Below are 22879 nucleotides of genomic sequence, written 5' to 3'. Positions count from 1 at the left end.
CAGGTGATTTTTTTCAATGTTTAAGGCTCGGAGTCTGACCGCTAAGTCAGGGTGACAAATTCCTCACCAGAAGTTGGATGTATCGCCACACAAGCATCAAAATCAGCTTTAGTCGCGCCCATTTTCATGGCTACACCAAAGCCTTGGAGTATTTCGTCCATGCCTGCACCTATACCATGTAAACCTACTACTTTTTGATCTTCGCCTGCACAAATCAACTTCATACGAGTCATTTGGCGATGTTTAGTCACGGCCGTGTACATGGCTGCAAACCCTGAATTGTAAACAGTGATATTGTCTTCGCCGTATTCCTTGATAGCCTCGGCTTCACTCAAACCAATAGTACCAATAGGCGGATGACTAAACACAACTGTCGGAATTAGCGTGTAATCCATATGGGCATTAGTCTGACCATTAAACAAACGTTCAGATAACAAACGACCAGATTTCACTGCAACAGGAGTGAGTTCAACATAGCCGATGTTATCGCCTACAGCATATATGCCGTCAACGTTAGTATTTTGGAATTTATCGACTTTAATGTAACCACGTTCGTTTAACTCTACGCCCGTATTCTCCAAACCAATTTTATCATTGGCTGGTTCACGACCTATGGCCCATACCACACAATCTGTTTCAATTGATTCACCATTTTCGAATTCTATGCTTAAAGAGCCATCAGCATTTTTATTCACTTGGGTTGGTGTTGCATGGGTATGTAATGTTGGCCCGTCTTGCGCCATTAGCTCAACCAATGTTTCCGATAACATAGTGTCGAAGGTACGTAATGGTGCATGTTTACGTACAACCAAGTCGGTTTTTGTGCCTAATGCGTGCATCACACCAGCAAGCTCTACCGCGATATAACCCGCTCCTACTACCACAGCACGTTTAGGTTGTTCGGTCAGCTCAAAAAAACCATTTGAATCAATACCAAGTTCTGCACCAGGAATTTTAGGTAAGGTAGGACGACCACCTGTAGCAATCAAAATATGCTCGGCGGTGTACTGCTTGCCGTTGACTTCGATGGTGTTTTTATCCACAAAGGTGGCAAAACCATTGATTAGCGTCACACCATTTTTTTCAAAACCACTACCATAACTACCATGTATACGTTTTATATAAGCTTCACGGCTATCCACTAGTGTTTGCCAATTGAAGTTATTCACTGTGACATCAAAACCATAGTCAGGTGCATACAAGTTAATCGCTTCAGCCACGTGCGCGCCAAACCACATGACTTTTTTCGGCACACAGCCCACATTGACGCAGGTTCCACCAATGGCATTAGCTTCAACCAATGCTACTTTTTTACCGTGTTTGGCCGCGCGATTTGCCGATGCAATACCGCCACTACCACCACCAATACATATATAATCAAAATCTGCCATGTGTCTGCCTAGTTATAAATTTTATAATTCAAGATAATGCCTATCTTACAAAAATAACACCGCAATTTTCCAATCGATGCAATCTAGCTAACCGATACTTAAATAATTATGATCTTTTGTACGCCATTAGCAGGTAAAAAGAACTGACTTAGTGCAGTTAAATTGCGTCACTGACAAAATTATCTGTTGGAACGGCCAGTCAGCTATTGAGATTTAGTTAATCCAACCCAATTTCTAAAATAACTTAGCAGAGAAGAATACCTTTATGACCAATCCATTAAATGATTTATCTAGCCTACCGCAATTTTCGGCTATTAAACCTGCGCATATTCAACCTGCTATCGAACAAGCTATTGGTGCCTGCAAAACTAAAATCACCGAAGTGTTAAGCCAAGGCATTTTCAGTTGGGATGGCCTAGTGGCACCGATTGAAGAAATTGACGATCAATTAAGCCGCAAATGGTCACCGGTTTCACACATGAACTCAGTCGTTAGCAATGATGAATTACGCGAAGCACATGATGCATGTTTACCTGCACTGTCTGAATACGGCACGTGGGTAGGCCAAAACGCTGATTTGTACAACGCTTATTGCCAACTTGAAAAAAGTGATGAATTCAGTTCGCTATCAGGAGCCCAACAAAAAGTGATTACTCAAGCGATACGCGATTTCAAATTATCAGGCGTAGCCTTAGACGACGAGAAAAAAGCCCGTTATGCCGAGGTTAAAAGCCGCTTATCAGACTTAGGTTCAACCTTTAGTAATAATGTGATGGATGGCACTTTTGGCTGGCAAAAACATATTACCGACCAAGCCGAGCTGTCTGGTTTACCAGAGTCGGCCTTAGGTGCGGCCAAACAACTTGCTGAAAGTAAAGAGTTAGAAGGCTGGTTGTTTACTTTGGACATCCCTAGCTACCTGCCCATTATGACCCACGCCGACAATAGTCAATTACGTGAAGAAATGTACCGTGCTTATACCTCAAGGGCTTCTGATCAAGGACCCAATGCCGGTAAATGGGACAACACTGAAATCATTGAAGAAACCTTAGGTTTACGCCAAGAACTGGCGAAACTATTGGGTTTTAAGCATTTTGCAGAGTATTCGTTGGCCAGCAAAATGGCAAACTCCAGTGAACAAGTGAATGGTTTCTTGCAAGATTTAGCTAAACGATCTAAACCTCAAGCGCAACAGGATATTGATACACTGACAGCCTTTGCCAAAGAACATTATCAAGCAGATAAATTACAAGCTTGGGATTTTTCTTATTACAGCGAAAAGCTCAAGGAACAAACCTATAAAATTTCTGATGAACAATTACGCCCTTATTTTCCTGAAAACAAGGTAGTAAAAGGTTTGTTTGAGGTGGTATCGCGTTTATACAACTTAACAATCAGCGCCCGTGACGATATCGATACATGGCACAAAGATGTGCGTTTTTACGATATTCATGATCAAACAGGTGAACTTCGAGGTAGTTTTTACTTAGATTTATATGCCCGCGAGAAAAAACGCGGCGGTGCTTGGATGGACGAATGCCAAGTACGCAGACAAAAAGTGGATGGTAGCCAGCAATTCCCAGTAGCGTATTTGACCTGTAACTTTAATGGCCCAGTAGGTGATAAACCCGCGTTATTTACCCACGATGAAGTGGTCACTTTGTTCCATGAGTTTGGCCATGGGTTACATCATATGTTAACCAAAATAAACGTAGGCGGTGTATCAGGTATCAACGGTGTGGCATGGGATGCAGTGGAGTTACCTAGTCAATTCTTAGAGAATTGGTGCTGGCAACCAGAAGCATTAAGCTTTATTTCAGGACACTTTGAAACGGGCGAAGCATTACCACAAACTTTATTAGATAACATGTTAGCCGCACGTAACTTTCAATCAGCCATGCAAATGCTTAGGCAATTAGAATTCAGCTTGTTTGATTTTAGTTTGCACGAAAATTTTGTGGCTGGCCAAACTAACGTGCAACAGTGGTTAGACAAAGTACGCGAAGAAGTTGCTGTGCTTATTCCACCTAGCTTTAACCGTTTTCAAAATAGCTTCGGACATATTTTTGCTGGGGGTTATGCAGCAGGTTATTACAGCTACAAATGGGCAGAAGTGCTGTCTTCTGATGCATTTAGCCGTTTTGAAGAAGAAGGCATTTTTAATCAACAAACCGGTCATGATTTTTTGACTAACATCTTAGAAATGGGTGGCAGCAAAGAACCCATGGAAATGTTTGTCGCCTTTAGAGGTCGTGAACCAGAAGTTGACGCCTTACTTCGTCATTCTGGCATTGCGGCTTAATTTGTCAGTATGAGCGACTTAGAAACGTTTCAGAAAATTTATCAAAGAGCTTGTGAGCGCAAAGGCGGCCCACAAGCCTTGGCCACCATGTTAGACAAACCTTTGTCGAACGATGTACTTGGTTCCATTGGCGATGACAGATTTTTAGCCGAGTTTAGTAAAAAGGTTTTTCAATCAGGTTTTGTCTGGCGCGTAGTACATAATAAATGGCCTGATTTTGAAAGAGTCTTTTTCGATTTTAATATCGAAAAAGTCTTGCTCATCCCTGATGAAATGCTCGAACAAAAAGCTACCGACCCGAGTATTATTCGCAATTATAATAAAGTAAAAACCATCCGTGAAAACGCCATCATGATTGATAACGTGGCCCGTGAACACGGTAGTTTTGCTAAATTTGTAGCAGACTGGCCTACAGATGACATAATCGGCCTTTGGGCCTATTTGAAAAAAAATGGCGCTAGACTGGGCGGTAATACCGGCGCCTATGGTTTGCGAGTAATGGGCAAAGACACCTTTATACTGAGTAATGATGTGGTTGGGTATTTCACTCAGCGCAATATTATTTCTGGCTCAGCTCAGTCAAAACGTAGTCTTACAGCCATTCAACAAAGCTTTAATGAACTGCAACAGCAAAGCGGTCGTTCATTACAAGAGTTAAGTATGATCATCTCCAAAAGCGTGGGCGATAATTATCAATAACTAGGGGTAAATATTTAAGGCAAAACTAGTAGACAAAACCACCAACAATGAATTAGCATTTAACTATTCAAGACTAACGAAGTAACCAACTGATGAGCAGAAGAACAAAAATTAGTGGTCTTTTACTTCGCGAGCTTAGAAAAGAAGCTGAATTAACTCAACACGATTTAGCTGCACGTATAGGTATCAGCCGCGAAACAGTTTCTGCAATAGAAAACGACAAGCGCGAAACCATTGAAGCAATTGGTGCTGAGGTGATATCTAAATGGCATATGATTTGTGCACAACGCGCATCATCTGCAACACGCAACAAATTCTTCGGGCACGTAATGAAGTATTTTGGTTTCTCAGATCAACATCTAGTCAACATGGCCAAAGACATCACTGAATCCGAAAAACAGGATTAAACCACTATCTTTAAAGTGTTTGGCAATCTGCCCTTTAATACCCAATATTATTTTCACCGAACACTTTTCTACCTCACAACCCCATTGTTTGCCGTTTTACTTTATTTGTTTGGTGATAATCCAGAACACTTTAATCTGATTTACATTGCAGCTCTTTCGTTAAGTTGTATTTTTTGTTGGTCAGACAAAGATACATTAGGCGCATTATTAATATTACTTGGCCTTTGGTGCATTACACATTTACTGTATACGCTACCAGAAAGTACAACATTTATGGTTTTAGTTTACGCAGTCTGTATGGCAATTTCCATTTACCGCTTTAAACAAGCTTCCACAAAAGTCACCCTCGTCATTATTCTTTTGAGCATAGGAGCTGAGTTTTTTTGGTGGAATACTTCTTATGCCAACAAACCTCATATTTACTATTCTATTGGACTTTTGACTCTTACAAACATTGCGAGGGAGTTATTGTTTAAAAGAGTTTTTTTAATGTCTCAATACTTTGGGCATCAATCAGGCAAAATTGCATTAGATTGGCAACTAAGAAGTATACTATTAGCTGGTTACAGTTTAATTGCCATAATGCTGCTGGAATACTTTCTAAGACACTTAGCAGGCTTAAAAGATATTACAATGGTCTATTATAACTTCACATTAGTCGCTAATTTATTATCTGGAATTACGCTAACGACCATTTACATGCACTATTTTTACAACCAATCTAAGAAACACCTTCCTGCGTAGTTAACATTTCAACTAAACTTTTCAGGTCATAAACGTATGGCATAATGCCATTTGATGCGGAACTAAGTCCTCATCATAATCGAATTATTTCGGAGCGTTTATTATGAAAAAAATTAAATTTGTGATCTTAACTCTTGTTGTTTCTTTTTCTTTAGCATCGTCACCGGCTTCAGCGATCCCTGGAATGAAAAAGCCACCTCAAACAACAGAACAAATCGTTCCAGCTAATTGATCTTATCTAAGTCGATCGGGGAAGGATCCCCGTCGCTCTTAGCCATTTTAAAATAAAAGTTGTATACACCCTCAACAGTCTCAACCAAACATTTGGTCTGACGGGCTAAGATACTGTGCGTAGCATATCCGGAGTGGTTGATTCAAGATTAGCCGCATCGCCTTTTAGTTTTAAATCACAGTGGTAAACCTGCACTTGATCACGCCCTAGCTCTTTAGCGGCAAACAAGGCCACATCCGATTCACGAATGAGTTGGCTAAGGTCTTTATTTGGCGAACGGTTAAAGGGGCGTTTGCTTTTGATGTTTTTAGTGGCAATACCAATACTGACAGTCACTTGCTCTACTTGCCCAAGACTTTGTTTTTCCGACTGGACTATCTCTTTACATAAACGCTCAGCTAACAACAATGCAGCGTCTTCATCGGTATGCGGTAAAACCAGTAAAAACTCTTCACCACCAACACGCCCCACATAATCAGGTTTTCGCACGGTGGCCACACAAATATCAGCCACATATTGAATGACTCGATCTCCCGCTTCATGACCAAAATGATCGTTAACAGCCTTAAAGTTGTCGATATCCAACATCAGCACACTCAGTGCATGTTGATATCGATCACTGGACACTAATGCTTGCTCTCCAAGGGTCAAAATACTGCGGCGATTATGTAATGAGGTTAATGTGTCTCGTCTGGCCAATAATTTATTTTTAATGTATAGACGATAGATTACCGCACACAAACCTAAGAAAAACACCAATGCCAAGGACAAGATAATCAGCATCCAGTTTTGTTGTTGTTGCTCTCTTTGCTTCATCGACAACTGTTGATTTAACAAGGTATTGCGCTCTTCAAAAAGATGCGCTTGTTTGTCTAAAAGTTCACTCTTTAATTGCTCGCGACTCAAATTGAACTGGGCGTTTAATGTGGCGGTTTGAGAAGTAATATCCAAACGGGCTTTTTTCAACAATGCCCTCTCACTCAACTGCATATAATGAAAGGCCTGCTGGTAATCTCCGGCTTGATTTAACAATTTGGCATAATTACCGTAAGAATCCCACTGTCCAGAAATATCCTCATGTTGTTCAGCCAAATCCGCTGCCTTTTTGGCGTATTCCAAGGCTTGTGGCATTTGATCATCGACAGCCAATTGCGCACTGTAATGAACATATGCATTAGCAATTTCAATCGGATTGCCTAATTCTTCACGTTTTTTGACAGATTTTGCAATCCATTCCAGTGCCTTGGCATCGTCTGGTACTTTGCTGTAAAAATAGGATTTCAACACATAAGCATTAGCTAGCCGGGTATCATCAGAATTATTATTGAATACCTGTATTGCCAGCTCTAACTGCTCAAACGCTACACTTCTGTCACCCACAACATTAACCATCTGAGCTTCATACATGCGTGTTTCAGCACGATAAATCAACGCATCTTCAGGGTAGATATTGTAAGCGTTTTGATAATACTCCAAAGCCTGCTCGTAGTTTTTTAAGGCATAACTAACATCACCGATAAAAACTAAACTACGTGCCTGAATAATCGGCCAATTGTTCTTTTCTGCTCGCTTGAATACAGCGGTAAGTTCATCAAGTGCAACTTCATACTGTTGCAAATATATTCGATTAACGGCCTGATACATCAATATGAAATTTTCTAGGTAGGCATATTCCTGCTGGCTATTTACCTCCTCGAGTAACAGCGACGAGGACTTAAAACTTTCACTTGCTTGAGCGTATTTACCTACCAAATATAATTGAACACCACTTAAAAAATGCCATTGGCTTTGAATAACAACATCATCTTGCGTCATTATTTGCTGTTGAATATCACTTAATAAGGGCTGTAGTAAATCGGCACGTTGAAAGGCCATGTACAACTGGGCTTTTTGCAAACTCAGCTCGATTGATACAGGCGTATTATTGGCAGTATCGGCGAGACGAGAATCGATTTTTTTTTGGGCTTGAACAAAGTCAGACTGATACTGCAGCAAGCCTTGTTTTGAGATCATCTGAGCATAGGTTTGATAACTAAAGAGTGTTAACCCCAAACACGTAAGAAACAATTTACCCCAGTTCATCTCTACTCCCTGTATCTGTTGTATCAAAATACTATTCTTATTCTTTGTCTGCCCACAACAAGACCAACTGCATGTGAATAACAAAAGTATTCAACACTTTGGTTCAAAAAACAGACTGTTTTAAATGAATATACTGAAAAACTAGACGTTCGTCATGTATTAAAAATAATCAATTGGTATCTAAGCATATAAGAATCGGAGCCATTTTTTGTCTTTTGCAAACGATAGAAGTGTAGTGAAAATAGGCGATTATCAGTACTTAGAGTAAACAAACATCAGTCAGGAGGTTTTCAGGACGTATTTAAGAAGACTCTTGGAGGGTTTTCTGGATAAATCTGTATAAGATTAAAGTGAATCGAATAATTTAATTGATGAATACCCCAGATACGCATAGTAAGCCTTAAGGTTCGGAACGAAATGATGATTAAATTTTCAAAATTGCTGATAAGACTGTGTGTTGTTTTGCTACTCAATCTAAGTGCTTGTGGTTCTGATGGTTCTGCCGTCGGGGTTAACTCATCTGAACTGGACTCAACGCCCCAAGTGCTTGCTGACTATGAATTGTTATTTATTGGCAATAGCCATAGTTCAGTTAACGGATTACCTGATTTAGTGGCTATTCTCATCGAAGCAACAGGACAAGGAAAAACCGTTAATGCGGCACTGGCGCCCGGTTCGAATTTCTTAGCTGAGCGGCTTAAGGATGGTACGACTCAAGCCACTTTAGAAGCACGAAAATGGACACATGTTTTTTTGCAGGCGCAAAAATATTCGTCAACGGGTAACTTTTCGTATCCGACCGATGCAGCAGAAGAGTGGATAAGACGAATTAGAAAGCTACCTGCATCTCCCGTAATGTTTCCAGAATGGCCACGCAGAGGAAACACCGAAGAGGGCCAAAGAGTGTATGAACTGCATGTTTCGATATCCACTAGAGAGCCAGCATGTGTTGCACCAGTGGGCCTTGTTTGGGATGCGTTTATATTCAGATACCCTGCAATAGCTTTGCACGCAGCAGACGGTAATCATTCCAACCTCAATGGCGCATTATTAACGGCTTACATTTTTTATCAAATATTGACGGAAAAACCTGCCAATACTCTTGGCTATATTGCTGAAATTGATGTGAACGAGGAAACACAGAGAAAACTAAAAGAAGTAGCCTTAGATTTTCATAATCAACACCTTCCTTGTAGTTGAATGAGTCGTTAAAAATAAAACAAAAAAAGGACAACCCATAACCTCTGCTCATTCAAATAATTTCTGACAAACTCCCTATCAAAAATAAGTGAAACATATTCCATCATTCTTATCTGTTGGCTTGGCCGTTTATTCGGTAAACTATTGGCATAAGACTATCAAGGATTTTTCATGAGCACCCCTGACACAAATGATACCTCTGCATCGACACAAACATCAGAGTCCACTACACATTTTGGATTTAAACAGGTAGATACCAGCCAAAAAGTGAATATGGTTAAAGATGTGTTTCAGTCGGTTGCTGCGAAGTACGACATTATGAATGACTTAATGTCTTTCGGTGTACATCGTTTGTGGAAGCGTTACACCATAGATTGCAGTGGTGTACGAGCCGGACACAAAGTATTAGATTTGGCCGGTGGCACCGGTGATTTAACCGCTAAGTTTTCGCGTATTGTGGGTGAATCGGGTCAGGTGGTTTTGGCTGATATCAATGATGCCATGCTAAAGGTGGGCCGCGATAAATTACGTGATAAAGGCATAGTAGGCAATGTGCAATATGTGCAAGCGAATGCCGAGGCATTACCCTTTCCTGATAATAGTTTTGATATTATTACCATTGCGTTTGGTCTGAGAAACGTCACTGATAAAGACAAAGCGTTGGCGTCAATGTACCGCGTGTTAAAACCTGCTGGTCGGTTGTTGGTTTTGGAGTTTTCTAAACCCACTAACGATATGTTAAACAAAGCTTACGATATGTATTCATTCCATTTATTGCCTAAAATTGGCCAACTTGTGGCGAATGACGCAGACAGCTACCAATATTTAGCCGAGTCTATTCGTATGCACCCAGAACAAGAAGTACTCAAAACGATGATGGAAACGGCAGGATTTGAACAAACTACCTATCATAATTTAACCGGCGGCATAGTAGCGCTGCATAGAGGCTTTAAATTTTAGTATGCCTTTTGCCCAATTAATGACCTCAGGTATTGAACTGGCAATGAACCAATTGCTTAAACTCGATGAAGACAGCCAACAACGCTTGAAAAAATTATCAGGTAAATCGTTGCAGGTGACGATTAAGGAATTGCCTTGGCCTTTATTATTCAGTTTTTCTGAACAAATTGATGTACGTGCAGTAATGCCTTCTGACAAGGATTTAGAACCGACGACTGAAACAGTAGATTGTTTAATAGAATTAAATCTAGAGACCTTACCCAAGCTCAGAGATAGCAGCCAACTCACCCAGCTTATTCAACAAAAGCAACTTAACCTGGTCGGCGATATTTATGTTGCGCAAACTTTTAGCGCCTTACTCAAAGACTTGGATATTGATTGGGAAGAACAGCTCTCTGGATACACCGGCGATGTAGTGGCCCACCAAACATTTGCCAGTATGAGAACGTTATTCGATACGGCTAAAACGCAGATAGAACAGGGCGCGATTGAGCTTGGTGAACGTTTAACTCAAAGTGATTCGATTGCAGTTAAACCTAGCGAAATGTTTGAGTTTAGCAAAAATGTAAGTGAACTACGCAGTGACACAGAACGTTTATCTGCCAGGCTAGCTTTATTGGAACAAGCCAAAAAAGCTGACACTGGATTAAATAATTAACGTGAGAATTTTACGCTTTTACCAAATTAATAAAGTGATGCTGGAACACGGACTAGACGAACTTATTCCTAGTAAGTGGCTACCGTGGTACGCAAAACTAGGGCGAATTGGGTTTTTCTGGCTGCGCAACAAACACCCTGATAAATCTCAAGGCACCCGTATCAGGTTGGCCTTACAAACCTTAGGCCCGGTATTTATAAAGTTTGGCCAAATGTTATCAACCCGCAAAGACTTATTACCCCCAGACGTAGCGACTGAACTGTCTATATTGCAAGATCAAGTCAAACCCTTTGACCCTGAGTTAGCCCAACAGATCATTCGTGATGCATTGGGTTTAACCGACCTCAGTGAGGTGTTTAGTGAATTTGAAACTAAACCACTGGCCTCTGCATCTATTGCCCAAGTACATGCAGCTAAGTTAAAAGACAACAATCAAGATGTGATTGTTAAAGTCATCCGCCCCAACATTAAACAAACCATTCAATCTGATATTGAATTGATGCGCACAGCTGCCAGTGCATTGCAAAAGTTGCTACCCGATGGCAAACGTTTACGCCCTGTTGAGGTGGTTGAAGAATACGAACGCACCATTATCGATGAATTGGATTTAACCCACGAAGCGGCTAACGGCATACAGTTTAAACGTAATTTTGAAAACTCACCTGCTTTGTACGTACCCACCATTTATAGCGACTATAGTCATAAAAACGTCATGGTGATGGAGCGTATTTACGGCACGCCTATATCTGATGTTGAACAATTAGTTACTCGCAATACCAATATGAAGAGATTGGCAGAGCGCGGTGTTGAGGTGTTTTTTACTCAAGTTTTTCGAGACAGTTTCTTCCATGCAGATATGCATCCCGGCAATATATTTGTGTCTACCGTTAACCCTAACGACCCCCAATATATCACCATAGATTTCGGCATAGTCGGTACACTCAATAGCGAAGACAAACGTTATTTAGCCGAAAACTTCATCGCCTTTTTTAATCGTAATTATCGAAAAGTGGCAGAGCTACATGTAGATTCTGGGTGGGTGCCATCAGATACTGATATCGATGATTTCGAAGCATCCATTCGCAAAGTGTGTGAGCCCATTTTCCAAAAACCCTTGGCTGAAATTGAATTCAGTAACGTGTTACTGCAACTGTTTAATACCGCCAGACGTTTTAATATGGTGATACAACCACAACTGGTACTGCTACAAAAAACTCTGCTTTATATTGAAGGCTTAGGTCGTCAGTTATACCCACAACTTGATTTGTGGCAAACCGCCAAACCATTTTTAGAGAATTGGATGAAAGAACAAATTGGGCTGAAAGCCATGTATCAAAAGATCTCGACCAACTTACCTTATTGGTCTGAAAAACTGCCTGAAATGCCCGACTTGATATACGACACGTTAAAACAAGTTAAAAAACTACCAGAGCAACAAAAACTGCAATTTGAATTGCAACAACAACAATCAAGACAACAACATCGCAGTTCGCAGTTGGTTTTAGTGGGCGCCACTTTTATAATTTCTGCAGCTATACTGCCAATTTATCAGCCTTTTTGGTGGCCAAGTGTTGGCTGTTTAGCCTTGGGATTGGTCAGTTGGATAGTAGCTTGGCGTTTTAAAATTTCTTAGCTATCAAATCTAACTTAACTCTGGATAAGACGTGTTAGTAGCGAAGCTGGACGGTATAGCTTATCTAGAACTCAAGTTAACTATCACCAAAATAACCTTCAACCCTTAATGCAATACCGTAAGAAGCTGAAAAACTTTCATCACGACGCCATAAGACAAAAGGTTCAACTTCATAAAACAGCCACTTACGCAGGGTATTTTTGCGCCACCTTAAACTGACTAAATATTCTTCCAAACGATAATTTGGCCGACTCAGTCCTTCAATATACACACCTGCTATTAACGCATTTTTCTCATCGAACTGGGTCAGTTTTTGCCAGCTGTGCTGCCACAACCAATCCTTAGTTTTATCTCTATAATAGAAGCGATTATTCCATCTAAAAATTGAATGGTCTGTGACGTTGTAATCAAATTGCCAAGCAAAGTCGGCACCTAAACCATCGCTACTATATAAATAAGCGGAGGTTTCCCAACGTAACGTTGTTTTATTAGTCAAAATATGTGAATTGCGATAACGGCTTTTAGCAAACACCTGCAATCGTCGGCCTACCCCGATACGATGTGACAAGCCACTTTCTGGGCTGCTACGCCAACGTAATGCCAAACTAAATCGGTTTTTTTCAACAAACTCATTATTGCCTGATGCTTGAATGTCATTATCTGGTCTGTCATCGTCATAATCAGATAAAACCAAATCCGCGCGATTTTTCAGGTTGGGTAATTTAACCCTAACTTTAAAACGCATTTCGAATTTACTTAAGTCTCGGCTTCTTGGCTCCCAGCCAAGTCTAATACGCGCTTCACCATAGGCTTCTTCACGATCATCAAAGTCCTCTAACGCAAAAAAGTCATCAAACCATAAAGCACTCGAGTTGACTGAAGAAGCAATACTCTGGTGCATAGTATCCAGCCACGGATAGTCCTCAGCAGACTCTTGTGCGGCCACTGAATAACAGGTACTTAGTAACATAAAAAGTAATAAATAATCTTTTTTCACACTTTCCCTCAATACCCAATTTGGTAACTTAATGAGCAAGTGAATGGCGTTTACAAATTTAAGTTTAACTTTAAATGCTCAAACAACCTAGATTTGCCTATCAATTCCAGTGACCTTTTTAGTAAGCTACGTATAATGAAATTAAAACAGTCTCTAGGAGTATTTTATGTTTGGTATTAGTCCAATGCAGTTGGTGATTATTTTGGTTATAGTTGTGTTGCTTTTTGGCACCAAAAAACTACGCGGTTTAGGCGGTGATTTAGGCTCAGCGATGAAAGGTTTTAAGAAAGCCATGAGCGATGAAGATAAAGACAAAGAAGATAACAAAGACGCTGATTTTGTGGCCAAAGAAAAAGTTGAAGATAAATCAACAGATGGAGCTGAAAATGCAGAAAATACAGTTCAGCAAACCAAGAGCGAACACAAAGAGAATAGTTAATGTTTGATATCGGCTTTTTCGAACTACTAATTATTGCAGTTGTAGGTTTAGTGGTGTTGGGACCTGAACGGTTACCCGGTGCTATTCGTTCAGCCATGAAAACTGTGCGCAGCGTTAAAGGTATGGCCAATGGCTTTCGACAGGAAGTCGAGCAACAGTTCAAAGTTCATGAATTACATCAAAACTTAAAAAAGGCCGAAGAAACAAACCTCGAAAATCTGTCCCCAGAATTGCAGAAGTCTGTTGATGAGCTTCGCGATGCAGCCAAATCCGTGCAAAAACCCTATTCTAAAGAGTAACTAAGATGGCTGAAACCAATAACTTAATTGCTCATTTAATTGAGCTCAGAGGCCGTGTACTAAATGCGGTCATTAGTGTTTTTGTGGTGTTTTTGTGTTTGGTTTATTTTGCACAAGACTTATACCACTGGCTAGCGACCCCCTTGTTAGACACTTTACCAGAAGGCGCACAAATGATTGCTACAGACGTAGCGTCGCCTTTTTTCGCGCCTTTTAAACTGACAATGGTACTGTCATTTTTTATTGCTATACCCGTAATACTTTATCAAATTTGGGGTTTTGTCGCGCCAGGGCTATATAAAAACGAAAAGCGCTTAGTAGCTCCTCTACTCTTTTCCAGCACACTGTTATTTTATCTAGGCATGGCCTTTGCGTACTATGTGGTTTTCCCTTTGGCGTTTGCGTTCTTTTCGAGCGTGGCACCTGAAGACGTAGTGATCAATACCGATATCAGTAGTTATCTTAATTTTGTACTTAAGATATTTTTCGCATTTGGCTTGGCCTTTGAAATTCCGGTAGCGGTAGTATTGATGTGCTGGACTGGCGTTACCACTCCAGAAAAATTACGCGCAAAACGCCCATATGTGATTGTAGGGGTGTTTGTGGTGGGCATGTTACTTACACCACCAGATATCATATCTCAGACATTACTGGCCATTCCTATGTGGATTTTATATGAACTTGGTATAATAGTAGGCAGTACTTATTCCAGTAAAAAAGAAACGATTGAGCAGGATGATTCATGAATAGACTAACCATTTGTGTACTTTTATTGACTGTCAGTTTCAACGTATTTAGTCACAATGTGACTGAGCAAATGAGACAATGTTCTTTGCAACAAAATGCACTAAAACGCCTAGTTTGTTTTGATATTATCAGTCAAAATCTCACCCCTTCGGCTAAAACGAGCGTCGCTTCCGAACAAACAACAGTCGCCTCGGTAGAGCCGCAAAAACAAGTAATGGAAACTACTATACCAGTAGCTGTTGCGCCGCCAAAAAAATCAACTGTAACGACGACACCAGTACAACCACCACAACAATCGATTAGCGCTAAGTCATCAACTGAGGATTTTGGTTTAAAACGTAATGTTAGGTTTGAAGAATCGGGAGATAGTGTTGTTGCAAATGTACGTTCGTTTAGAAAAAATCCATTTAAAAAATACATCATTACGCTAGATAATGGGCAAGTGTGGAAACAGTTCGATAGTACGAGTTTAAAAATTGCGGTTGGAGAAACGGTGGTAATTAAACGTGGTTCGTTAGGTACATTTTTTTTGGGTAAAGACGGAGTTCACAAACGCCTTCGCGTGAAAAGGCAAAAATAGCTCATGAATTGGGTAGATATTGGAGTCAACTTTACCGATCGAAGGCTAGATTTTGACCCAGCATTCACCCGAGCACTCAAGGCAAATGTTACACAAATGATTATCACTGGCACCTCAGTGTCTAGCAGTCAACACGCCAGAGAAATTTCAGCCCTGCATCCTACGCATTTGTTTAGTACCGCAGGGGTACACCCTCACCATGCAAAAGATTTTACTGCACAGACTAAAACCGAATTAACTGCAATTACTAGGTCTAAAAACGTTGTTGCCATTGGTGAATGTGGTTTAGATTTTAATCGAAATTTTTCTACACCAAATGAACAACGCTTTGCGTTTGAACAACAGTTGATATTGGCTTGTGAATTGGGTTTGCCTGTTTTCTTACATGAACGCGACGCATTTGAAACACAAATTGAATTATTGACTAAGTACCGTAAAGATTTGAAAGGCGGTGTAGTACATTGTTTTACTGGCAATATTGAACAGATGAATCATTACTTAGATTTAGATTTATATATTGGAATAACCGGTTGGGTATGTGATCTTAAGCGTGGGCAATCCCTACGCGATGCGGTGAAATCATTGCCGTTAAATCGAATTTTACTAGAAACCGATGCCCCCTATTTACGTCCCAAAGGTTTAGCCAACAACCGTAAATTGGACAATGGCAATAACGAACCTGCCTATCTCCCTTACATAGCTGGCGAAGTGGCCAATATAATGGCTACCGATATCACAACGTTGCAAGTGGCTAGCGAAGCAAACACACAGGCATTGTTTAATATTTCAAGCAATAGTGCTGGCCATGTCAAATAATTCATTTAATCATATATTAAATAAAAGCTGGCTGTTATTCATCATCAGCATTTTCTGCGCAGTGGCCATTTTGATCGCGACTAATTTTTTCGAACCAAACCGGCCAAGTCATACTGAGGTGCAGCATGTCGAACACTTAATTGATTTAGAAAGAAAGTATTCGATTGCTAATATTCTAAGTGCTCCCAACAATAATTGGCAAAAACGTGACCGCGACCTAACTTCATTGGGAATATCTAATGAGGTACATTGGTTTAGGTTCACAATAGAAAATGGCCCCCCAACAAACTCTAGGCTGTTGGAAATTGACTACCCGTTATTAGACAGTGTTAACCTTTGGTTTACCCAAGACAACAAAGTACTCGCACAATACACAGTAGGCGATTCACTCGTTTTCGCGCAACGTGTTATTGAACATGAAAATTTTGTTTTTCCGGTGCCAACAAACGGACAACCTGTTGACGTATATATCAGTGCTCATACTCAAGGTGCCATGCGTTTACCATTAAATATATGGCAACAAGAAGATTACCTAGAATATACCAGTAAAAATAGTTTACTCATGGGAGGTTTCTTTGGGCTGATGTTAGCCATGGGATTAAGTAATCTATTCTTTTTCATCACTATCCGATCCCCAATATTCTTAATGTATACCGGCTATGTCATTTTCATAGGGTTAACCTTGTCGGCCATACAGGGTTTAGGCTATCGCTATATTTGGCCTAATTTTCCTTGGTTACAACAACATGCAGTGGGTATTTTTGCCAACTTGACGGTGTGGTTATCAATTATATTTTGTGATGGATTACTGAATGTAATAGCCTTTAAACCTAAGCTAAGCAAACTACTCAGAACAATAGCTTATGCTTTTATAGTGGGTTTAATCATCAGTTTATTTATTCCACTTCCTGTTTTTCTTAAAGCTTTTCTACTGATTTTATGTGTCAGTGAACTTATTGTACTTGCCGTAGTAATTTGGTTATGGATAAAAGGTTTGGCTATCGCTGGATACTATACTTTAGCCTCAGCGGTACTTTTCCTCAGTGGTTTTGCCGTAAGCCTAGACGCACTCGACATGATTAACTTTAGCTTACCCTCATACTATTTATTGATGTTAGGAGCAGGTCTTGAAACCGTGCTTCTGGCACTCATTATGGCCATTAGTCACAACCAACAACGCCAAGCATTGCACAATACGCAGGCAGAGTTATTGAACAAAGAAAGACAAGCTCAACATGCTCAAAAAGACATGTTGGCATTACAAGAAAACGCGACCGAAGAGCTTGAATACAAAGTTCAAGAGCGCACCTTAGAATTAGAAATTGCCCTTCGCGAGTTATCCGAAACAAACCGGGAACTACAAGAAAAAAATACTCTAGATGCATTGACAGGCATTCGTAACCGCAGTTATTTTGATAAAAAATACCAAGCCGAAGTGCGCAGAAGTAGACGAGAACAAACTCAATTATCGATAGTGATGATGGATATTGACCATTTCAAAAGAGTGAATGACCAATATGGCCACTTAGCCGGTGACGAATGTATTAAATCAGTTGCTCATACACTTAAAAAAGCCCTAAAGAGGCCAAGTGATGACGTTTGCCGTTACGGTGGCGAAGAATTTGCCTTAATTCTACCTAACACCGATCTAGAAGGCGCTTTAGTTTTAGTAGAAAAGCTTAGAGATGAAATCGAAAAAACCAGCATACAAACAGAAGGCGTAACAATAAATATTACTATTAGCGCTGGTATAGGTAGCGCAATAGCTGACTTGAACCAGGCTGAAGACACAATTCTCGCCTTGGCCGATAAACAACTTTATGTGGCCAAAGATGCAGGTCGAAACAATGTACAAGGCAGTCATTTAGACGTCATTCAACATCAGGATTCACCATGATCGAAACATATCCCAATACGCGTATGCGTAGATTACGAAAACAAGATTTCACCCGTAAATTAGTCGCAGAAAACCAACTTACCGCCAGCGATTTAATCTACCCCATGTTTGTGTTGGAGGGGACAAATCAAAGAGAATCCGTACCTTCGATGCCGGGTGTTGAACGCTTATCGATTGATCTGTTAGTCAAAGAAGCCCATGAACTTGTAGAGCTTGGTATTCCAGCTATTGCGCTTTTTCCTGTTACTCCAATGCAAGCTAAATCACTCTGTGCTAGCGAAGCATTTAATCCACAAGGTTTAGCACAAAAAGCAGTGCGCGCCATTAAACAAGCCATACCTGACATAGCGGTTATCACTGATGTCGCTCTCGACCCTTTCACTTCTCACGGTCAAGATGGCCTGATTGACGAACAAGGTTATGTATTAAACGACGAAACCATCGAGGTGTTAGTCAAACAAGCATTATCTCACGCAGAAGCAGGGGCTGATATTGTTGCACCTTCTGACATGATGGATGGTCGCGTAGGCGCCCTTCGCCAAGCATTAGAAAGTAATGGTTTTATCAATACTTGCATCATGGCCTATTCAGCTAAATATGCGTCGAGTTATTATGGCCCTTTCAGAGACGCAGTCGGTTCTGCAGGAAACATTAAAGGGGGTAATAAAAAGAACTACCAAATGGACCCAGCTAATTCAGATGAAGCGATGCGCGAAATCGCCTTGGATTTACAAGAAGGGGCAGACATGGTCATGGTCAAACCAGGCATGCCCTACCTCGATATAGTCAGACGCTGTAAAGACGAGTTTAAGGTACCCACTTTTGCCTACCAAGTAAGTGGCGAATACGCCATGCACAAAGCCGCATTTGCCAATGGTTGGCTAAATGAAGACGAAGTGATTTTGGAATCACTGATAGCGTTTAAACGAGCTGGAGCAGACGGCATTTTGACTTATTTTGCTAAAGATGCGGCGCAACTGCTATCAAAAGGGTAGCGTCCGCTTAAAAAGTAAGAAAGCTCAATTTCCCACAATACTTTTCAACGCTCTAACATGTGCGTTGTAAGCATCTTTTCCAACTTTAGATAAGGACAACCAAGTGCGTTGTCTGCCATTCTGAGTTACTTTTACTAGATTCAAGTAATTAGCGTCGGAGAGTGCCTTCAAGTGTTTAGATAGTACAGAATCACTTACAGCTAACTGCTCTTTGAGCAATGCAAATTCCATCTCAGAAACCGGCTCCAACATGGCACAAATCATTAATCGATTGGGTGCATGTATAAGGTCATCGAAATTAGCGCTTTTCATTTAACACATCTGCAGTAACTACTTCAGATAAAGGGAATCGATGCCCAAAATAGACCAGTAATATGGTTGTCGTTAGCGGAACTATGTATGAGCCCCAAGGGGATAGCTCTTCATATATATACATTCCTATTTCATCTCCGAACATACCTAAACAAACGCCAATTATAAAAGCAACATAGGTGATTTTCTTATTAGGAAACCACTTAACTTTTAGTCCCTTTCGTTCAAGGTGCTTACTCCACAGCCCTAAAATTACAAGCAGCCCCAAAAGTAGAATCGGCAGGCTTAAGTCACTTAATCTCAACTCACGGTTAATTAGCTCAAAATATACTAACCATGTAACCAAGACTGAAAAGATAACATTTAACCAAATTGGCATACGAGCCACATTCGAAGCTTTCATTTTTTGTTGCTCAATAAGCAATAATGCTAACTTAGCTTCTTGAGTATTCACTTGGGCATTACTCTCGTTCATTTCACGTCCTTATTTTCCAATGAGGAAAGTAATGTAATACAAACTTTCCGATATGGAAAGCTTTAAGTTTCCAACAAGGAAAGCCAAGGCTTTTAAAAAAGAACAAAATTAGAAAATTTCTAGGTATCTGTGGGGTCACTTTACGCAAATTGAGGCGTTAAAAACACTCCAACACCCAGCCCACTTTATGTTGCTGCCACTTTTCGTTGGCCAACTCGGCATCAATCAAAGGATGTGATTTTAACCAGCCTTTAGGGAAAGTAAGTGTCCACTTTTCATCAGAAATGGTTAATGTGAAATCTGCCAACAGAATGTCTTTTCGGCGGATAGAAAGCAAACAAGACAAACGTAAAATTCTGACAAGGACCAACAACGCTTGGCGTACTTCTGGATGAAAGGGGTCAAACAATCCGAGTTTTATTTCCTGTCTATGACTTTGTACGAGCGCTTTAATTCCGGCGCGTTGCTGTTGCGTATAACCGACCATAGGCAAGTGATTGAGAATATAAGCACCATGTTGGTGATGTAGTTTATATTCAATATGTAAGCCAATTTCATGCAGCATAGCGGAAGCCATTAACATTGCTTCGCAATCCACCTTACCTAACACTATTTGCTCTTGTACTTGTTTAAACAGGCTTTGGGCTACACCTTTAACACGACTGGCATGCTCAGATTCAATATGGAAATGTTCGATACACTGCTCAAGTGTTTGTAGCCTACGATCATTTTGCTGCATGTTGTCTAACATGCCATAGATAAGACCTTCGCGTAACGCGCCACCAGAAATTTGCATTTCTTGGATATTTAACTGTTCAAACAAGGCAATTAATATAGCCAAACCGCTGGGGAAAATAGCGCGTCTAGCTTCTGTTAAACCCTCTATGTGCAATAGATCTATGGTCACACAATCAATACATTGTTGTTTTAGGTTATAAAGATAATCTATGCGGATAGAGTCACTAATACCTTGGGTCACTAAAATTTCAGTAATGGCTTGGGGCGTACCCGATGCACCTAAACATTGTTGCCAATCAAAACTGATGAAGTCCTCTTTCACAGGCTCTAATAAAGACTTAGCCTCTCGTATAGCCTGCTCAAAACTCTGCTCTGATATATTGCCATCAGCGAAAAAGCGTTCCTTAAATGTGACACAGCCCATATTCATACTGATTAAATGAATCGGATTCATATCATTGCCAACAATCACTTCTGTGCTTGCGCCACCAATGTCGATGACTAAAGAATTACCTTGGTTTGCAGAAGTGTAAGCTACGCCCAAATAAATTTGCCTCGCTTCTTCCTCACCATCAATGACGTCTAACTTATGATTGAGAATTTGTTCAGCTTTTTCGATAAACACATCGGCATTGGCGGCCAAGCGTAAGGTGGCAGTACCAACAATTTTGATATTTGAAAGTGGGATATCTTGTAAACGTTCAGCGAACGTTTCAAGGCAACTCCAACCTCTTTCAAGGCTAAGTTGATCGAGTACCATATTTTCATCTAGCCCAGCGGCTAGACGCACTTTTTGTTTCACCTTGCCAATAATATGCACACTGCCAGCCACAACTCGCACAATGACCATATGAAAGCTGTTGGAGCCCAAATCTACAGCTGCATACAACTGCTCAGGTTGAGAAAAGGGTGCGACAATTTCGGTATTATTATTCATCTACTTCCGATTAGGGCGTGGACCTGAAGGACGTTTTTGGTGACTTTTACCACTTTGCATTCGCTTCTTAAAGCGAGGTTTAGGTGGACGTACCTCACGCATTAGATCATTTGGGTTGTACTCTGTCACTGGGATTGAGTGTTGTACATATTCTTCAATCGCCGGTAGGTTTAATGCGTATTTTTCGCAAGCAAAACTAATAGAACTACCACTTTCCCCCGCTCGACCAGTTCTACCAATTCGGTGTACGTAATCTTCTGCGTCGTCAGGTAAATCATAGTTAAACACATGACTTACCGAAGGAATATGTAAACCACGAGCGGCAACATCTGTAGCAACCAATACATCAAGCACACCAGAGGTAAAATTTTCTAGTATTTTAAGGCGTTTATTCTGAGGTACATCACCACTTAACAAACCGACTCTATGGTTATCTGCTTCTAACCAATCAGAGACTCTTTCACAACCATGTTTAGTGTTGGCAAATACAATGGCTTTGTCTGGCCATTCTTCTTCCATCAGAGTCAGTAGCAGGTAGGGTTTGTCTTCATCTGAAGGATAAAATAACTCTTCTTTTACACGTTCCGCGGTTTTTCTTTCTGGTTCAATCTGCACATGGGTAGGATTGTCCATGTGGTCGTAAGCCAACTCTTGGACGCGATAAGACAATGTAGCAGAAAACAACATACTTAAACGGTTGGCCGGTTTTGGCATCCGATTAAACAAAAACCGTATATCTTTAATAAAGCCTAAATCAAACATACGATCAGCTTCATCCAATACCGCGACTTGGATCCCAGCTAATGAAAAGATATTTTGTTTGTAATAATCAATGATACGGCCAGTAGTGCCAATAATAATATCTACACCACCTTGCAATTTTTCCCGTTGACTTTGATAACCTTCGCCCCCATAAATCAACCCAAGGGTTAAACCTGTGTGTTCGCTTAGCAACTCTGCATCGTTAAAAATTTGCACCGCTAGCTCACGGGTAGGTGCCATGATGATAGCCCTAGGCTGGCGTTTAGAGTCTTGAGGGTTACTCAACAAATAGTGGAAAGTGGCGACTAAAAATGCAATTGTTTTACCCGTTCCTGTTTGTGCTTGACCAGCAATATCATTGCCTTCAAGTAAGGACGGTAAACTCAACGCTTGAATAGGTGTACATTGGTTAAATTTGGCCGCAGATAGCGCATCTACAACCTGTTGATGAATGGGTAAGTCTGAAAATTTTGTGTCGGTTAAATGTGTAGTTGGCATAGCTTATAGCTTATCATTGCTTGCATTAAAAACCAGTTTCTATATAACAATCATAACCGCGCTGACGCATGTCAGCGAG

Annotated in this window: 23 protein-coding genes; 16 read left to right on the top strand and 7 right to left on the bottom strand. The window is 40.6% G+C overall.

Annotated features, from left to right (window positions below; all coding sequences use genetic code 11):
- Positions 1-41 precede the first annotated feature (41 nt).
- Positions 42-1391, bottom strand: coding sequence for a glutathione-disulfide reductase (gene gorA, locus QZ488_RS06860; RefSeq protein WP_293747093.1), 1350 nt, complete (start codon positions 1389-1391; stop codon positions 42-44).
- A 265-nt stretch (positions 1392-1656) separates the two neighbouring features.
- Between gorA and prlC the strand changes: the two genes are divergently transcribed.
- The 5 genes from prlC (at position 1657) to QZ488_RS06835 (ending at position 5775) form a co-directional block, all read left to right on the top strand.
- Positions 1657-3693 (top strand): oligopeptidase A, encoded by a 2037-nt coding sequence (gene prlC / locus QZ488_RS06855; RefSeq protein WP_293747092.1) that lies wholly within the window; start codon positions 1657-1659, stop codon positions 3691-3693.
- 9 nt (positions 3694-3702) lie between these two features.
- Entirely contained in the window at positions 3703-4392 is a 690-nt protein-coding gene (locus QZ488_RS06850; protein WP_293747091.1) for a DNA-3-methyladenine glycosylase I, read from the top strand.
- Between the two features lie 92 nt (positions 4393-4484).
- Complete coding sequence (locus QZ488_RS06845; RefSeq protein WP_293747090.1) at positions 4485-4799, top strand: helix-turn-helix transcriptional regulator; 315 nt, start codon at positions 4485-4487, stop codon at positions 4797-4799.
- Positions 4800-4883: 84 nt separating this feature from the next.
- A complete protein-coding gene (locus QZ488_RS06840; RefSeq protein WP_293747089.1) occupies positions 4884-5543 on the top strand; it encodes a hypothetical protein in 660 nt (219 codons plus the stop codon).
- A gap of 103 nt (positions 5544-5646) precedes the next feature.
- Positions 5647-5775 carry a hypothetical protein gene (locus tag QZ488_RS06835; RefSeq protein WP_293747088.1) on the top strand — a complete coding sequence of 43 codons (129 nt, stop codon included), beginning with the start codon at positions 5647-5649 and terminating at the stop codon, positions 5773-5775.
- Between the two features lie 105 nt (positions 5776-5880).
- On the opposite strand, the gene QZ488_RS06830 is transcribed toward QZ488_RS06835, so the two are convergent.
- Positions 5881-7857: a diguanylate cyclase gene (locus tag QZ488_RS06830; RefSeq protein WP_293747087.1), complete on the bottom strand. Its 1977-nt coding sequence runs from the start codon at positions 7855-7857 to the stop codon at positions 5881-5883.
- Positions 7858-8274: 417 nt separating this feature from the next.
- Here QZ488_RS06830 and QZ488_RS06825 point away from each other — a divergent pair, with 417 nt between their 5' ends.
- The 4 genes from QZ488_RS06825 (at position 8275) to ubiB (ending at position 12308) form a co-directional block, all read left to right on the top strand.
- Positions 8275-9057, top strand: coding sequence for a hypothetical protein (locus QZ488_RS06825; protein WP_293747086.1), 783 nt, complete (start codon positions 8275-8277; stop codon positions 9055-9057).
- A gap of 171 nt (positions 9058-9228) precedes the next feature.
- Positions 9229-10017, top strand: a complete 789-nt coding sequence (ubiE, locus tag QZ488_RS06820) for a bifunctional demethylmenaquinone methyltransferase/2-methoxy-6-polyprenyl-1,4-benzoquinol methylase UbiE (protein WP_293747085.1) — start codon at positions 9229-9231, stop codon at positions 10015-10017.
- Between the two features lies 1 nt (position 10018).
- Positions 10019-10675, top strand: coding sequence for an SCP2 sterol-binding domain-containing protein (locus QZ488_RS06815; RefSeq protein ID WP_293747084.1), 657 nt, complete (start codon positions 10019-10021; stop codon positions 10673-10675).
- Between the two features lies 1 nt (position 10676).
- Entirely contained in the window at positions 10677-12308 is a 1632-nt protein-coding gene (ubiB, locus tag QZ488_RS06810) for a ubiquinone biosynthesis regulatory protein kinase UbiB (protein ID WP_293747083.1), read from the top strand.
- Between the two features lie 76 nt (positions 12309-12384).
- On the opposite strand, the gene QZ488_RS06805 is transcribed toward ubiB, so the two are convergent.
- Entirely contained in the window at positions 12385-13305 is a 921-nt protein-coding gene (locus QZ488_RS06805) for a hypothetical protein (protein WP_293747082.1), read from the bottom strand.
- A gap of 166 nt (positions 13306-13471) precedes the next feature.
- On the opposite strand from QZ488_RS06805, the gene tatA reads away from it, so the two are divergent.
- Genes tatA through hemB form a run of 7 tightly spaced genes read left to right on the top strand, consistent with a single transcriptional unit; the run spans position 13472 to position 19078 of the window.
- The gene (tatA, locus tag QZ488_RS06800; protein ID WP_293747081.1) at positions 13472-13744 is read left to right on the top strand and encodes a twin-arginine translocase TatA/TatE family subunit; all 273 of its coding nucleotides are present in this window, start codon (positions 13472-13474) and stop codon (positions 13742-13744) included.
- Positions 13744-14043 carry a Sec-independent protein translocase protein TatB gene (gene tatB / locus QZ488_RS06795; protein ID WP_293747080.1) on the top strand — a complete coding sequence of 100 codons (300 nt, stop codon included), beginning with the start codon at positions 13744-13746 and terminating at the stop codon, positions 14041-14043. Before tatA ends, tatB begins: the two co-directional genes overlap by 1 nt.
- A gap of 5 nt (positions 14044-14048) precedes the next feature.
- Positions 14049-14789 (top strand): twin-arginine translocase subunit TatC, encoded by a 741-nt coding sequence (gene tatC, locus QZ488_RS06790; protein WP_293747079.1) that lies wholly within the window; start codon positions 14049-14051, stop codon positions 14787-14789.
- The gene (locus tag QZ488_RS06785; RefSeq protein WP_293747078.1) at positions 14786-15370 is read left to right on the top strand and encodes a hypothetical protein; all 585 of its coding nucleotides are present in this window, start codon (positions 14786-14788) and stop codon (positions 15368-15370) included. The genes tatC and QZ488_RS06785 overlap by 4 nt, the downstream gene beginning before the upstream one ends.
- Before the next feature lie 3 nt (positions 15371-15373).
- The gene (locus QZ488_RS06780; protein WP_293747077.1) at positions 15374-16186 is read left to right on the top strand and encodes a TatD family hydrolase; all 813 of its coding nucleotides are present in this window, start codon (positions 15374-15376) and stop codon (positions 16184-16186) included.
- Positions 16176-18083, top strand: coding sequence for a diguanylate cyclase (locus QZ488_RS06775; protein WP_293747076.1), 1908 nt, complete (start codon positions 16176-16178; stop codon positions 18081-18083). Before QZ488_RS06780 ends, QZ488_RS06775 begins: the two co-directional genes overlap by 11 nt.
- On the top strand, positions 18080-19078 hold the full coding sequence (gene hemB, locus QZ488_RS06770) for a porphobilinogen synthase (protein WP_293747075.1): 999 nt from the start codon (positions 18080-18082) through the stop codon (positions 19076-19078). Before QZ488_RS06775 ends, hemB begins: the two co-directional genes overlap by 4 nt.
- A gap of 24 nt (positions 19079-19102) precedes the next feature.
- Here hemB and QZ488_RS06765 read toward each other — a convergent pair whose 3' ends face one another.
- The 4 genes from QZ488_RS06765 to rhlB form a co-directional block, all read right to left on the bottom strand.
- Positions 19103-19390, bottom strand: coding sequence for a transcriptional regulator (locus QZ488_RS06765; RefSeq protein WP_293747074.1), 288 nt, complete (start codon positions 19388-19390; stop codon positions 19103-19105).
- Positions 19377-19865 (bottom strand): hypothetical protein, encoded by a 489-nt coding sequence (locus QZ488_RS06760; protein ID WP_293747073.1) that lies wholly within the window; start codon positions 19863-19865, stop codon positions 19377-19379. Before QZ488_RS06760 ends, QZ488_RS06765 begins: the two co-directional genes overlap by 14 nt.
- A gap of 157 nt (positions 19866-20022) precedes the next feature.
- Complete coding sequence (locus tag QZ488_RS06755; RefSeq protein WP_293747072.1) at positions 20023-21540, bottom strand: guanosine-5'-triphosphate,3'-diphosphate pyrophosphatase; 1518 nt, start codon at positions 21538-21540, stop codon at positions 20023-20025.
- Positions 21541-22800 carry an ATP-dependent RNA helicase RhlB gene (gene rhlB / locus QZ488_RS06750; protein ID WP_293747071.1) on the bottom strand — a complete coding sequence of 420 codons (1260 nt, stop codon included), beginning with the start codon at positions 22798-22800 and terminating at the stop codon, positions 21541-21543. It abuts the gene before it with no gap.
- Positions 22801-22879: the final 79 nt, after the last annotated feature.

It is taken from the genome of uncultured Paraglaciecola sp., from assembly GCF_913020055.1.
GTDB lineage: Bacteria > Pseudomonadota > Gammaproteobacteria > Enterobacterales > Alteromonadaceae > Paraglaciecola.
This window is presented reverse-complemented; position numbering and strand designations above follow the sequence as displayed.